Here is a 13,468-nt window from a genome sequence, read left to right as displayed (position 1 = left end):
GGCCGCCTGTGGCCCTCTTCAGCCCTCTACATTCGTGGCTCAATAACAAAAAAATTAACTGTATGAAAAAAGTCATTTTCCTCGCCTTCATTCTCGCAGCAGCGTTTGCGGTAAACGCACAAAGTAAAAGCAGTCAAGAGGTTCAATTCAGCGGCGGCTTGCGCATCGCCCTGCCCGTTGGTAATTTTCACTATTCGCACGGCTTCGGCGTTGGTGCCGAGTTGCAAGCGGAATACAAGCTTTCGCCAATGGCATCGCTTACAGGAACAACCGGCTTTACTAACTTTATCGGCAAGTCGGCTGACTATTACGATTATAGCTACAAATACCAATCGGTAGGCTATATTCCCATCCTTGTTGGTGCCCGTGTTTATCCTTCCGAAAATGTTTTCATTGGTGGTAAGGTAGGCTACGGAATCTTAACCAATGCAGGCGCTGGCGGAGGCTTCAACTTTGAACCGCAGGTTGGTTACAACGGAGACAAATTCCAGGTTGCTTTTGGCTACAATGCGCTTGTGAACAACGGCACATTGGGACATTTGGGATTAACGGCCCTGTACAAATTCAATTAAGGGCTTCAAATTTTTTCACACGAAAAAGGCCGCGACGTCGCGGCCTTTTTCGTGTAATTTATTTCTTTATAAACGGCAATCCTTCTGATAAAATGGCGTCGGGCAAAACGCCGCTTCGTATGCCAAAATAAATTTCGTAATCTCCTTGGGGGACGTCTTGTATGGGTATGCGAATCGTTTTCGTAATCGTTGCTCCCGGCGCTAAATTATCCGCGGCCTTTAATGGAAGTGCCGCATCCGCTTTTAAAACGTTTCTGGCTTGTTCAATGGAATACGCAATGCCGGTATAACCGGCACTATCGTTCTTTTGAAACGCAATCATTCGGCTTGTTTGATTGAAAAGGTTTACGGTTGCCTTCAGCGTATCGGCTGTTACCGCGTCAACGCTTGCTGTTACAGCTATACCGTTGTAATAGGATTGAAAAGAAGAAACAACGCCGTAATAAAAATCTTTGTTTAACAACGATGTTTTCATTCCGCCGGTATAAGGATACTTGCTTAAAAACAAAACGTCCTTGCCTTGCAAACTGTCTTCGTAGCCCCACAATTCGTACTGCGATTTTTTTCCCGGCCTTGTATAAAGCGTTACACCTTGTCCTCCCGAATAAAAAGAATACAGCGAGGCTTCGCGCAAGTTATCGGGCATGAAAACAGGCCGGTTGTCCGCAAGGCTTTTTACTTCTTCCGCCCAAGTTTTTCTCCCGTGGTAATAATCTTCGCCAACGTGCATGTTGGGTATCAGCGGAAGCATCAATAAAATCCGTGCAACGAAAAACAGCACAACAAAGGGAAGTATGAGTGCATTAAAAAGCTTCTTGTGGGCCGGATTGTTGTAATACCGAACAGCAAAATAAAGAAGCGGGTAAAGCGCAATGGACGTCCAGTGGAAATGCACAAAGGTTTTAAAAGAACTTACAAGGAAGAACAGCAACGTGCCGATGATGATGAACTTGAGCGTTCGTTCAAAAACATCCTTTGTTTTAACAACGAAAGGAAGAAAGATCAGTCCGGGGCCAATGGCAAAAATTTGTTGCGAAACGTACTCGCCTACATGTTTAAAAGACCACGTACCGGTTCGTCCCGACAAGTGATATTTGAGTGTGGGAAAATCATTTTTATACTGCCACCACAAATGCGGCGCAAACAAAATTGCCGCAACAAAAAGCGCTAAATAAAAATAAGCCGACTTTAACAGCCTTGGATTGGCAATAATTGTGAACAGCAGCACCAATGCACCGTGATATTTTGAATACGCCATCAACGCAATGGAAAGACCCAGCAGCAACGAGGTTTCAAAATTCTTTTTAACTAAAAACCGTTTGTAAAGAACGAGAAAGGCCAAGCTAAAAAACAACAGCGGCCCGTCGGGAAAAACGAGAAAGGTTAGATAATGAAGCAGCGGCGCCGAAAGCAAAACCCAATATGTTTTTGGCGAACGCTTTAATTCTTCGGGTATAAGTTGAAAGAACAAAGACAAGCCTGCCGTGCTTAAAACAACGTTGAAGGCCCGAACACCGATCGTGCCGCCAAACAACTTGCTTCCGGCTTTGATCATTGCGGCAATCATCGGCGGATGATCGTAATAACCCCATTGCAGGTGCTGTGCGTAAAACCAATAATAACCTTCGTCGCTGGTAAGCTCCGTGAAAGCGATTTGCAAAAGATTGAGCAAAGCCCAGAAGACGATGAAGAAAGGAACGGGATTGCGGAACAATATTTTTCCAGTATTGTTAAGGGCGTCATTCCTTCGTTCAACGAGAGCGGGCATAAAGCAAAAAGAGATTTGCGCTAAAGATATTCAAAGCGGCAAGCAATTTCTTTCTATCTTTCTGCATCGTCATTTGAAGCATGAAAACCGTTCAATGCCAGATCACCAAAAAAGAATTGCCGGCTTCTGAAACCTACAAGGGAAGTGAGTTGCGCGGGCCGTTGCTGCAACTCATCCAGCAGGAGCATCCCGATTTTACCGGCGACAGTTATATTTCCATTGACAAGCTGAACGAATACCGCAAGCATTACATCTCGCAGTTGATTGAAGCAGAAGTAGGCGAAATAAGCCAACTGGAAAAAGAAGTCATCCGTTCCATCCAAAACAACAAGCTGCTTTCCGAAAACATTGAGGAAGATATCAACGAACCAATAACCTTCGGGCAGCGTGTGGCCGATAAGATTGCAAGTTTTGGCGGCAGTTGGACCTTCATCATTATTTTCTTTTCTTTCCTGGCCTTGTGGATGATGATAAACATTTGGATGCTCGCAAATAAACCTTTCGACCCTTACCCGTTTATCTTGCTCAATCTTATTCTTTCCTGCCTTGCGGCCATACAGGCGCCCATCATTATGATGAGCCAAAACCGCCAGGAAGACAAGGACCGGCAGCGCAGCGAACACGATTACAAGGTGAACCTGAAAGCCGAAATTGAAATCCGTTTGCTGCACGAAAAACTCGACCATTTAATGGTTCATCAAAACAGCCGGCTGCTGGAAATACAACAACTGCAGGCCGATTATTTAGAAGACATTTTGCAACAAATGAAGGACGTGAAACGTGAGACGTCAAACGTAAAACCGTAGAATCGTTTACTTCCAAGTTCACTCACGTCTCACGTTTGACGTCTGACGTTTCACCTATCTTATCCACTCTACTTTTTCGTCAACGGGTTTGCGCTTGCCTTGCGGCGAAGGCGTGGCAATGTGTGCGAGGTAAAAAAAGCCAAGCAGTTTGTCGGCTTCACCCAGGCCGAAAAATTCTTTTGCGCTTTGTTTGTAAGTAACGCCGCCGGTTGTCCAGTAGCCGCCCAAGCCATAAGCCGTTACCGTGAGATACATGTTTTGCACCGCGCAGGCCACGGCCGCAATTTCTTCCACTTCGGGAAATTTTTTATTGGGGTCACGTTTCACGCACAAGGCAATCACATGTGAAGCCTTGAGCGGGTTGGCAGAAAGGTTTTTATACGTCGCTTCTTTAAAATTTTCACCCGCTTCTTTTTTGTAAAGCTCGGCTTGAAAGGTTGCTAATTTTTGCAAGCCTTCGCCGGTGAACACCACAAACTTCCAGGGCTCTGTTTGTCCGTGATTGGGCGCCCAGGTTGCGTTCTCTAAAATCTGTTTTACAATTTCATCGTCCACTTTTTTGCCCGCATCGTATTGCGCGGGAAAGGTGGAGCGACGGGCCTTTATCAGTTCGTTTATTTCTTTGGGATTAAACTTCATTGGTTTTGTTTGAGTGGGCAAAATTGCGTGATTTACAAATAGGCCGGCTTTGAAATTTCTACCTCTTCAGCGTCCTTCGAAACCAAAATCTTTTTGCGGTAGATTTGAAGAATGAAAACAAGGTTATCGGAAAAGAAAGCAATTTTAAGTTTGCTCTTTTTCATGGCATCAATTGCCTGTTTGTTGAAGGCCTATCTTTTTACTTCTCCCAAACCCTTGCCAGATACACGTTTTGCTTTTATTGTCGTGGGAATCGCCTGCCTGCGAACGGCTTACTTGCTTTTTAAAAATGCGCGGCAACCTGCCTAATTCTTTAAAGAGGGTTTGTTTTACTGTTGTAAAAAAACGACACGATATTTTTCGTAACACGACCGCATCTTTCCATCTATCGAAGCATAATGCAGCTACTACAGTTTGGGTTTGACAGTCAAAAAATCAAATCCTTCTTTGCAGCAAATACGATTGATTATGCGGAAAATTTTTATCGGTGCCTTGTCCGTTCTGATGACAACCATCGCCTTTGCGCAAAGTGGCAAAGGCAAAGCCGCCCTTACTGTTTTAACCGAACAGAAATCTCCCGTTGAAGGTGCCACCATTGAATTGCTGCGCAGCAAAGATTCGGCGCTTGTGAAAACAGCGATTACGGACAAAAGCGGACTTGCAGAAATAGACAACCTTCTTCCGTCAACTTATCTTCTTCGTGTTAGCGCCGTTGGCTTAACGACAACGTACAGCAAAGCCTTTGACGTAAAAGAAAGTGAAACAACCTCCGTACCCGCAATCAGCATGACGGCAAAAGCAGGTTCGCAACTGCAAGGCGTTACCGTAACGGCAAAAAAGCCTTTCATTCAACGCTTGAACGACCGCCTGATTGTAAACGTGGAGAACAGCGTGGTGAACGCAGGCAGTTCGGCCTTTGACGTACTGGAACGTTCGCCGGGTGTGACCATTGACCAGAACGATGCCATTGCGCTGCGCGGAAAGCAAGGCGTTATCATCATGATTGACGGAAAGCCTTCGCCCATGTCGAGCGCCGATTTAGCCAATTACTTACGTGGCCTTCCGGTGAACGCCATTGAGCGCATCGAACTCATTACAAACCCTTCGAGCAAATACGATGCGGCGGGCAATTCGGGCATCATTGACATCCGTTTAAAGAAAGATCAGCGTCTTGGCTACAACGGCACGCTGACCGGGGGTTACGGACAAGGCGTTTATCCAAAATGGAACGCAGGTGCCACTTTTAATTATCGCAACAAGGCCGTAAATATTTTTGGAAACTACACGCACAACGACCGTGAGATGCTGAACCATCTTATCATCAACCGCAACTTTTACCAGAGCGGTGTATTCAAAGGTTCGGATGACAAAGACAATTATGCATGGATGCCGTTCAAGTCGAACAACGCACGTTTGGGCGCCGATTTCTTTCCGTCAAAAAACACTATCGTTGGCTTTGTGGTGAACAGCAGCTTCAATCAATTTAATCGTGTGGCAACGATTGGTACAACCGTGAACGATATAAACTTCAAACCTGATTTTCTTTTCAATTCTCTCGGCACCGACAACAACAAGTTCAACAACACGGTTGCAAACGTAAACCTGAAACAAAAGCTGGATACGGCCGGAAGAGAGTTAACCGCCGACGTGGATTACGGTGTGTTCAACAATCATGCACTCAGCCGCACGGCTTCATATTTCTACAACTTGAACGGAACGAAAAGAAAAGAAGACGACATACTGGATGGTGACCAAAACGGTAAGCTTACACTAAAGACCGCAAAGGTTGATTACGTAAATCCATTACCCGGCGGCGCAAAGCTGGAAGCAGGTTTTAAGACAAGCTACGTCTCGTCCGACAAAGACGCGAAGTTCTACAACGTTTATCCCACCGCAACGGTTGTTGACAATACAAAGACCAATCATTTTTTGTACGAAGAATACAACAACGCAGCTTATCTCAACTTCAGCAAGGAAGTAAAAAAGTTCAATTACCAAATAGGCTTGCGCGGCGAAGAAACCGTATTGAAAACACAACAGGTGAAGGGCAATAGAAAATACAACAACGATTATTTTCAGTTGTTTCCAAGCGCCTTCCTCAACTACAAACTGAAGCCCGAACAAACCATCGGCCTTTCGGTGAGCCGCCGCATTGACCGCCCCAATTACGACATGCTTGATCCTTTTCTCTTCCAGGTTGACGCAACGATTTATTCAACCGGCGATCCTTTAATAAGACCGCAATACACTTGGTCATACGAACTGAATTATACCTTGAAAAACCTGAACTTCACTTTTGGCTACAGCCACACAACCGATGCGCAAAACGTTGTGCTGTCGAAGATCCTTGACGTGATTCCAACCTTTGAAATCAAGCCGGGACAAGACTCCAACATCACCGTGCAAATTCCGGTGAACTTAACGTCATCCGACTATCTTGGTCTTACCGCATCGCTGCCTGTACGCATAACCAAGTGGTGGAATTCGATGAACAACGTAAACTTGTTTTACAACAAATTCAACGGCAACTTAAGCGGCGCTCAACTGAACGATGGCGCCGTAGCGGCCAACGTTCGAACCAACAACAGTTTCACCTTTAAGAAGGGTTGGTCAGCAGAGTTGAACGCAAACCTGAACACCGGCGGCCGCTACGGCTACATGAAGCTGCAACCGCAATGGGGCATCGGTACCGGCGTGCAAAAAACAATCATTGGCGGCAAGGGCACGGTACGTTTCAACATCACCGATATTTTCTGGACCAGCCTTCCGAAAGCGAGAGTGGAATACAAAGGCAGCTACGTAGAGAACTGGCACGCTTACCGCGAAAGCCGTGTGGCCAATATTTCTTTCACCTATCGCTTTGGCAACAACAAAGTGCAGCAGGCGCGCAAGCGAACAACGGCATCGGAAGAAGAAAGGCAACGGGCGGGAGGAAATTAAAATTAGGTGGCCCATCCCGACCTTCCCGGGGGGAAGGCCACCAACACACAGACACTTGCTTTTATACGCTCAAAAAAAACTCAATCATGCTTTGTGATTGAGTTTTTTTTGTGCCAAACTTCAATCCCGCTATTAAGCTTTCGTTGCGTCGCACACTTCGCGTTCAGAACACGACTGAGCAGACAAAGCATCGTGCATAAGCTGGGCTTGTGACCTGATGGCCTTCCCACCGGGAAGGTCGGGATGGGCCCTTAACCTTTCAACAACTTCAAATGCGGTTGAAGAACCGTAACCGTTTGGTGCGTTAAAAATTGTTTGAGGTGTTTAAGAAAATGGCTGTAATCGTAATAACCAAATTGGTTGTAGTGAAAATCGCCGGGGTGCTTTGTTAGCGCTTCTACCGCCTTGCGAATGCGTAGAATTTGCAAAGCCTTTTTGCTGGTAATGCCCGTGGATGTTTCGAAATAACGTTGCAGCGTTCGCGTGCTGATGCCGTATCGTTTCGAAAGTTCTTCAATGGAAACATCAAAAGAATTCTTTGTTGCACAGTCCTGCAAAATTTCGGTGACTACGGCCACCGGTTTTAGTGAACCTTCGTTTTCGGCAATGATGGCTTCGTAATAATCCGATAAAATCTTTACCCGCTCTTCAAACGATCCGGCCTTTCTCACTTTGTCAACCACGGCGCGGTCAATTAAATAAGCCAGCGGGAAAATGTATTCGCGGTACTCCGAAAAATTAACCCGCTTTTGAAAGACCACCGGCGATACGTTGAACTTTATCCCAAACAATTTATTGCCCGTCGAATGATGGCAGATCATGGCCTTGTGCCGCGGGAGAAAGCCGTCATTTTTAATGTCGTATTTTTCGTCTTCCAGTTGCATTACGCAAGGCGTTCCCAGGTTGATCAAATACGTGTAACCGACGTTGGGAAACAGCGCATCGGAAAAGCCATCCGGGTATTGAACAAAGAGTTCGTCAAAATCAGTCTCCCAAAAAAAATCAATGAACTGCGAAAGGGAGCCCTTTGCCTTGCGGCGGCGGTAGCGGTTCTCAAAATGGTCTTTATGAAAAAACTCAACGTGCTGCACAGGTCTAAAGTTAATCGGTTCACTTGTTTACCTGTTCACTTGTTCATTGTAGTAAAAGAAAATCCATACTGAAGGAAACGAACATGGTGGACCTCTGAACAGGTAAACAAGTGAACTTTTCTTCTACCTTCGCGACCAACGCATGACCATCAACAACCAACAAAAAATCATCATTCTTACCGCGCCGTCCGGTGCGGGCAAAACCAGCATCACCCGCTATCTGCTGGCAAAGTATCCCGATAAACTGGCCTTCTCTATTTCGGCCGCCACAAGGCCCGCAAGAGGTGCAGAGAGGAACGGCGCGGATTATTATTTCATGAGTGTGGAAGAGTTCACCAACAAAATTCAGCACGAAGAATTTGTGGAGTGGGAGATGGTGTACGAAGGAAAATATTACGGCACGCTGAAAGCCGAACTGCAGCGCATTTGGAGCGAAGGCAAAACGCCGGTGTTGGACATAGACGTAAAAGGCGCCATTCACGTGCAACAGCAGTTTCCCGAAACCACGCTTTCGATTTTCATTGAACCGCCAAGCGTGGACGAACTGCGCCGCCGCCTCACCGGTCGCGGCACCGAAAGCGAAGAATCGCTGAACGCAAGAGTAAACAAAGCCGCTTACGAAATCAGCTTCAAAACGTACTTCAACAAAGTCATCGTCAACTCCGATTTGGAAAATGCCTGCGCCGAAGCGGAGGAGATTGTGCAGGCTTTTTTGAAATCACAAAATGGTTGACCGGTTAATTAGTTGATTGGTTGACTGGTAAAGAAAGGTTGTAGCGAATCAACCGAGCAACTAATCAACCAATCAACTAATTTCTATCTTTACTCCAATGATAGCCGTAAGTACAATCGCGTGGTTTATTGTCACGTTGCTCATGATGGGTTTTTTTGCAGGCATTGAAATGGCCTTTTACAGCGTCAACCGTTTCGGCATTGAACTGCGCAAAAAACAAGGCCGCTACGACGCGGTCATCCTTTCGCGTTATTTTGAAAACCCCGAGCTTTTTTTGAGCACCATGCTCATTGGCTTCACACTCTTCCTGGTGAGCTTTGCCCTGCTTTTTGTAAACATTACCGACACGTTGTGGAACGCAATGGGACTTTATTACCAAGGCGTGCGGGTTGGACTCAACATCATTCTCGCCACCTTTGTTGTGCTCATTCTCGGCGAGTTCATTCCACGGGCTATCTTCCGGGCGCACAGCAATTTTATTCTCACCCGCTTTGTTTTCATCATCAACGTGCTTTACGGAATTTTTTTGCCGGTGGCGCGGTTGTTTTTAAGCATGGCCAATTGGTCGCTCAAATATATTTTTAACGTGCGGGTACGCGACACCAAAGACAACCTTTCGGGCAATACTTCAGAGACGCTTTTTCTACAAAACGACAACACCGATTTTGAGCCCGAAGAAATGAACACCGAACTTTTTGAGAATGCCCTTGAATTGCCGAAAGTAAAAATCAGGCAGTGCCTTGTGCCCCGCAAGGAAGTGATTGGCGTGGACCTTTCGTGCAGCGTGGAAGAAGCAAAGAAAAAACTCATTGAAACAAAGCTGAGCAAGTTGGTGGTCTATGAAAAAAACATTGACGATATCGTTGGCTACATCCACCAACTTGATTTGTTTAAAGGCCCGCAAACCATTCAAAGCATTTTGTTGCCCATACCCGCCGTTCCCGAAAGCATGAGCGCCGCGGATTTAATCGGCAAGTTTACCCGCGAACGAAAAAGCATTGCCTGGGTGGTGGACGAGTTTGGCGGCACCGCCGGTATTGTTACGATGGAAGACGTACTGGAAGAAATTTTTGGCGAGATACACGACGAATACGACAGCGAGGAATTTGTAGAAAAGCAACTGGCCGAAAACGAATACATCTTCGCAGGCCGTTTGGAACTGGATTACATCAGTGAAAAATACAACCTCCATTTTCCGGAGAATGAATCGGAAACCCTTTCAGGTTTCATCATCTCTCACCACGAAACCATTCCGCGCCAAAAAGAGCACATCATCATTGATGATTTTGAATTCGACATCCTCAGTGTCAGCGACACCCGCATTGAAATGGTGAAGCTGAAAGTACTGAAGTAAGGAGTCAGGAGTCAGAATTCAGGAGTCAGGAGGCAGAGCTTCTAAATTGTGATAGTTCTTTCTATTGCAGCGGTGCTGAATTGCCTTCACTGTTTTGTTTTATACATCAAAAACTTTGTCCATAACAACGTTGTCCGGTAGCATTAACGGCTCCTGACTCCTGAATTCTGACTCCTGACTCCTTATCTTCGCTCCCATGGCTTTATCTTTTTTTAAGCGCGGCGGGGGAAACGACGAAAGAGCAGAGATGTCGTTCATTGACCACCTGGAAGTTCTGCGCGGGCATCTTTTCCGAAGTGTATTGGCCATTACGATTGGCGCCATTTTAATTGTTGTTTACCGCGATTTTGTGGTGAAGAGAATTTTACTCGGCCCTACCCATTCCGACTTTCCGACTTACGGCGTTTTGTGCCGCATTGGCCGTTACCTGAACCTGGAAAAAGCGCTTTGCATGAAAGGACTCAGCATTCAAATGCAAAGCACCGGCGTGGCCAACCAGTTTAGCACCTTTATTTCAGTGATGCTGATTGGCGGCATCATCCTCGCTTTCCCGTACATCTTCTGGGAGTTCTGGCGCTTCATCCGGCCGGCTTTAACCAAGAAAGAACTGAAGAATACCCGTGGCGTTATCTTTTGGGTATCGGTTCTTTTTTTCATCGGCGTGGCCTTTGGCTATTTTGTAATTGCCCCTTACACATTGAACTTCTTTGGCAATTTTCAACTCGACGAGAACATTGAAAACCGCTGGACTATTGCTTCGTATTTTGATACGTTAATTCCACTTGTGCTTGGCTCCGGGCTTGCGTTTCAGCTTCCGTTACTCATGATTTTACTGGCAAAAATTGGCATCGTATCCGCAAGTTATTTGCGCCGCATGTGGAAGTATGCCGTCGTCATCATCATGATCGTTGCTGGCGTCATCACACCGGGCCCCGACGTTATCAGCCAGATGACAGTGGCCATTCCGTTGCTGCTTTTGTACGGTGTCAGCATCCTGCTTACACGCCGCATCGACAAGCAAAAAGCCGAGGAAGAAAAAGAGTGGAGTTAGGGAACCGCAGAACAGGCGATTAAGGCCCTTCGACTTCGCTAAGGATGACGAATGACGAAGGAGAGTAGGAACACGTCCATCGCTTGTCCTGAAAAGAAGATATTTTTTGTAAACGCTCTCTCCATCAAAAAAATCCCGCAAACACTGCGGGATTTTTTATTATGACAAGGTGCCTTTCATTTTCGGCGGTCTTGGCGGAGCCGGTGGTACGGGCGGCGCCGGCGGAGGCGGTGGTGCCTGCGGCAACTCGCCGTATTTTGTTTCCGCTGCCTTTTTGCTTTGCGCATCGTTCAGGTTGTAGCGTTCTTCCTCGCCCGATTTCAAACGAATAATCATCTCATCATCGTTCTTCCATGATACGCCTTTTACCGAAAGATTTCGTTTCATAAAGGCAGTAAAGTCATCGGGTAATTGAGCATCGTTTGCCAATGATGGAGGCGGCGGAGGGGGCGGCGCATCGGGCGGTGGCGGCTCCGAAGGTGGTGGCGGAGGAGGCGGAACGTCTTTCATTTTTTTAACAAGAGGCCTGGGCGGTGGAGGCGGTTTCGGCGCTTCATCTTTTTGCGTGATTTGTGCCGAAGCCGAATAAACAACGACTGCGGCAAGGATGGCTACGAACATTCGTTTCTGCATAAAATTGGTTTTTTGCTAAGACGCCAAAGCCACCGCGTTCCATAAAATGGAGGACAGAAAATTTTGTCCAATGGACAAACGGAAAGCAAGGAGTTTAAACGGAAGAAATTTTAGGAGCCAGAAGCCCACCTGTACATTGAGCATCGTTGCGTCGCACTCTTGTACGCCTTGTCCGTTATTGGGCAAGTAAGCAACTTCATCACGGTGTGTTGCCCGAATTTCGCTTGTAAAACACAAAACCGTTCTTCTCGTAAAGCTTTTGCAGGTAGGGCATCTCCCTTTCGTTCTCATCCTTGTTCTGAATCTTGCCCACGTAATAAACCGGGACTTCCGGATGTGTGTTGAATTGTTTAATACTATCGGCCAAACTTCGCGTAAACTGCGGCGGACGCATCGTGTAAAAAAGATGCGCATAACTTTTAAAGCGCAGCGGCTCAACTAACGCATTTTCGGCCTTCTTGCTTTGGTAAAATTCTATCGCCGCGCCTTGCGAGTAAGGCTCTACTTTGGGCGTGATGAGAACGATGGTTAAGTTGATGCCAACAAGCGCTGCTACAAACAAAGCCACCAAAGCCCTGCGTACACTCTGGTTCACGCGAAGCACAAATACAACGACACCGGCCAACAAAATCAGTCCGGGTAATTTTTCCCAGCCGCTCCATTCAACCTGCGCCTGCAGGTTTGCTCTTGCAAAGGCATCTTTTATTCTTCCGGGTTGCAAAAGGTAGGGCTTCAGTTGATCAATAAACGTAACGGTAAGAATGAGCAGGGACAGCAAAAGGCCGGTGGCAACTTGTAACCACTTGTTCCAACTTGGCAAGTTCCATTTGCGGCGGTACAAATGATAAAAGCTAACGGTGGCGAGATAGGTTAGTGGAAAATAGCAAAGCGAAGAATAATGAACAATCTTTGTTTTGACAATCGAAAATAACAGAAGCGTCACCCAAAACAAAATCATCATCCAGCGGTGAAAATGGCGTGGCGTTTCGTTTACGCGATTGCCGATGCGCATGGAAAGAATGCTTAACGCTGCAGCGGGAAAACAACCAATGAGCAGGATGATAAAATGGTAAAAAAACGGTCCGCCGTGGCCCGCGTCTTCGGTTTGAAAAAGGCGGACCTGGTAAAGAATAAATTCGGTGATGATGTGCTGCTGCCCGTTTGCCAGCAAGGCAATAAACCAAAGTCCGCCGGCCAGCCCCGTTACGGCCAAAAAGAGCAAGATGTGCAGCGGCTTCATGAAGTTTCGAAACCTTGTGCCGATGGCAAACACGCCGTAACACAAACCAGTGATGAGCAAAGCCACCGGGCCTTTCGTCATCACGGCAAGGCCGGTAAACAAGCCGGCAAGAACAATGCGCCTCAGCGGGCGGCTGGGCCTTGCATCGGAATAAACGCTTAATTGGTAAACCGCCAAAAAAATAAAAAGGTTGAACCACGGATCAATGATGCCCGACTTGAAATACAACTGCGGAAGAAGCGAACCTGCATAAACAAGAACCCACATCCAGCCAAACTGTTCGTTCACTAATTTTTTTCCAAGGCGGTAAAGAAGAACCAGCGTAAGTACGCCGCAAAGCGCATTGGGCAGTCGTGCGGCAAATTCGTTTACGCCGAAAAGTTTCATGCAAAGCACTTGCAACCAAAAAAACAGCGGCGGCTTTTCCCAAAAGGGTTCAAAGGCAATTTGCGGAATGGCGTAATTGTGCGTCACCAGCATTTCGCGGCTGGCTTCGGCAAAGTTGATCTCGTCCCAATCAAACAAATGCGTTGTGCCCAAGAAGGGAACAAACAAGAGAAGTGCGCCAATAACAATGATAATTTCTGCGGGAAGTTTGCGTGGCATAAGGATTTTTCAAAGATGCGGAATTACAGGCATCT

Annotated in this window: 12 protein-coding genes; 6 read left to right on the top strand and 6 right to left on the bottom strand. The window is 46.6% G+C overall.

Annotation, left to right across the window (positions count from 1 at the left end; all coding sequences use genetic code 11):
• The first annotated feature begins 62 nt into the window (after window positions 1–62).
• Window positions 63–572: a hypothetical protein gene (locus tag FSB75_RS14075; RefSeq protein WP_146788785.1), complete on the top strand. Its 510-nt coding sequence runs from the start codon at window positions 63–65 to the stop codon at window positions 570–572.
• Window positions 573–630: 58 nt separating this feature from the next.
• Here the strand turns inward: FSB75_RS14075 and FSB75_RS14070 are convergent, their stop codons facing one another.
• Entirely contained in the window at window positions 631–2,340 is a 1,710-nt protein-coding gene (locus FSB75_RS14070) for an ArnT family glycosyltransferase (protein ID WP_146788783.1), read from the bottom strand.
• A gap of 80 nt (window positions 2,341–2,420) precedes the next feature.
• Between FSB75_RS14070 and FSB75_RS14065 the strand changes: the two genes are divergently transcribed.
• Window positions 2,421–3,146, top strand: a complete 726-nt coding sequence (locus FSB75_RS14065) for a DUF1003 domain-containing protein (protein WP_146788781.1) — start codon at window positions 2,421–2,423, stop codon at window positions 3,144–3,146.
• Between the two features lie 54 nt (window positions 3,147–3,200).
• Here FSB75_RS14065 and FSB75_RS14060 read toward each other — a convergent pair whose 3' ends face one another.
• Together FSB75_RS14060 and FSB75_RS22245 are read right to left on the bottom strand one after the other, a co-directional pair.
• Entirely contained in the window at window positions 3,201–3,785 is a 585-nt protein-coding gene (locus tag FSB75_RS14060) for a nitroreductase family protein (protein WP_146788778.1), read from the bottom strand.
• A gap of 32 nt (window positions 3,786–3,817) precedes the next feature.
• On the bottom strand, window positions 3,818–3,949 hold the full coding sequence (locus FSB75_RS22245) for a hypothetical protein (protein WP_262711930.1): 132 nt from the start codon (window positions 3,947–3,949) through the stop codon (window positions 3,818–3,820).
• A gap of 304 nt (window positions 3,950–4,253) precedes the next feature.
• On the opposite strand from FSB75_RS22245, the gene FSB75_RS14055 reads away from it, so the two are divergent.
• Window positions 4,254–6,725: an outer membrane beta-barrel protein gene (locus tag FSB75_RS14055; protein WP_146788776.1), complete on the top strand. Its 2,472-nt coding sequence runs from the start codon at window positions 4,254–4,256 to the stop codon at window positions 6,723–6,725.
• Between the two features lie 251 nt (window positions 6,726–6,976).
• On the opposite strand, the gene FSB75_RS14050 is transcribed toward FSB75_RS14055, so the two are convergent.
• Window positions 6,977–7,816 (bottom strand): helix-turn-helix domain-containing protein, encoded by an 840-nt coding sequence (locus FSB75_RS14050; RefSeq protein WP_146788774.1) that lies wholly within the window; start codon window positions 7,814–7,816, stop codon window positions 6,977–6,979.
• A 142-nt stretch (window positions 7,817–7,958) separates the two neighbouring features.
• Here FSB75_RS14050 and gmk point away from each other — a divergent pair, with 142 nt between their 5' ends.
• The 3 genes from gmk to tatC all read left to right on the top strand — a co-directional run bounded on the left by gmk (window position 7,959) and on the right by tatC (window position 10,954).
• Window positions 7,959–8,549 carry a guanylate kinase gene (gene gmk, locus FSB75_RS14045; RefSeq protein ID WP_146788772.1) on the top strand — a complete coding sequence of 197 codons (591 nt, stop codon included), beginning with the start codon at window positions 7,959–7,961 and terminating at the stop codon, window positions 8,547–8,549.
• Between the two features lie 97 nt (window positions 8,550–8,646).
• The gene (locus FSB75_RS14040) at window positions 8,647–9,903 is read left to right on the top strand and encodes a hemolysin family protein (protein WP_146788770.1); all 1,257 of its coding nucleotides are present in this window, start codon (window positions 8,647–8,649) and stop codon (window positions 9,901–9,903) included.
• Between the two features lie 196 nt (window positions 9,904–10,099).
• Window positions 10,100–10,954, top strand: coding sequence for a twin-arginine translocase subunit TatC (gene tatC / locus FSB75_RS14035; RefSeq protein WP_146788766.1), 855 nt, complete (start codon window positions 10,100–10,102; stop codon window positions 10,952–10,954).
• Between the two features lie 159 nt (window positions 10,955–11,113).
• Here the strand turns inward: tatC and FSB75_RS14030 are convergent, their stop codons facing one another.
• A complete protein-coding gene (locus tag FSB75_RS14030) occupies window positions 11,114–11,587 on the bottom strand; it encodes a hypothetical protein (RefSeq protein ID WP_146788763.1) in 474 nt (157 codons plus the stop codon).
• 199 nt (window positions 11,588–11,786) lie between these two features.
• Complete coding sequence (locus FSB75_RS14025) at window positions 11,787–13,433, bottom strand: ArnT family glycosyltransferase (protein WP_146788760.1); 1,647 nt, start codon at window positions 13,431–13,433, stop codon at window positions 11,787–11,789.
• Between the last annotated feature and the right edge of the window lie 35 nt (window positions 13,434–13,468).

The sequence above is a fragment of the Flavisolibacter ginsenosidimutans genome (genome assembly GCF_007970805.1).
GTDB lineage: Bacteria > Bacteroidota > Bacteroidia > Chitinophagales > Chitinophagaceae > Flavisolibacter > Flavisolibacter ginsenosidimutans.
Note: the sequence above shows the minus strand (reverse complement) of the source record. Positions and strands in the feature narration are given on the sequence as shown.

Excerpts from the sequence above, each read along its gene's own strand:
- tatC (WP_146788766.1), top strand. The coding sequence starts at position 10,100 with ATGGCTTTATCTTTTTTTAAGCGCGGCGGGGGAAACGACGAAAGAGCA.
- FSB75_RS22245 (WP_262711930.1), bottom strand. The coding sequence starts at position 3,949 with ATGAAAAAGAGCAAACTTAAAATTGCTTTCTTTTCCGATAACCTTGTT.
- FSB75_RS14060 (WP_146788778.1), bottom strand. The coding sequence starts at position 3,785 with ATGAAGTTTAATCCCAAAGAAATAAACGAACTGATAAAGGCCCGTCGC.
- gmk (WP_146788772.1), top strand. The coding sequence starts at position 7,959 with ATGACCATCAACAACCAACAAAAAATCATCATTCTTACCGCGCCGTCC.
- FSB75_RS14030 (WP_146788763.1), bottom strand. The coding sequence starts at position 11,587 with ATGCAGAAACGAATGTTCGTAGCCATCCTTGCCGCAGTCGTTGTTTAT.
- FSB75_RS14075 (WP_146788785.1), top strand. The coding sequence starts at position 63 with ATGAAAAAAGTCATTTTCCTCGCCTTCATTCTCGCAGCAGCGTTTGCG.
- FSB75_RS14055 (WP_146788776.1), top strand. The coding sequence starts at position 4,254 with ATGCGGAAAATTTTTATCGGTGCCTTGTCCGTTCTGATGACAACCATC.
- FSB75_RS14070 (WP_146788783.1), bottom strand. The coding sequence starts at position 2,340 with ATGCCCGCTCTCGTTGAACGAAGGAATGACGCCCTTAACAATACTGGA.
- FSB75_RS14025 (WP_146788760.1), bottom strand. The coding sequence starts at position 13,433 with ATGCCACGCAAACTTCCCGCAGAAATTATCATTGTTATTGGCGCACTT.
- FSB75_RS14040 (WP_146788770.1), top strand. The coding sequence starts at position 8,647 with ATGATAGCCGTAAGTACAATCGCGTGGTTTATTGTCACGTTGCTCATG.
- FSB75_RS14065 (WP_146788781.1), top strand. The coding sequence starts at position 2,421 with ATGAAAACCGTTCAATGCCAGATCACCAAAAAAGAATTGCCGGCTTCT.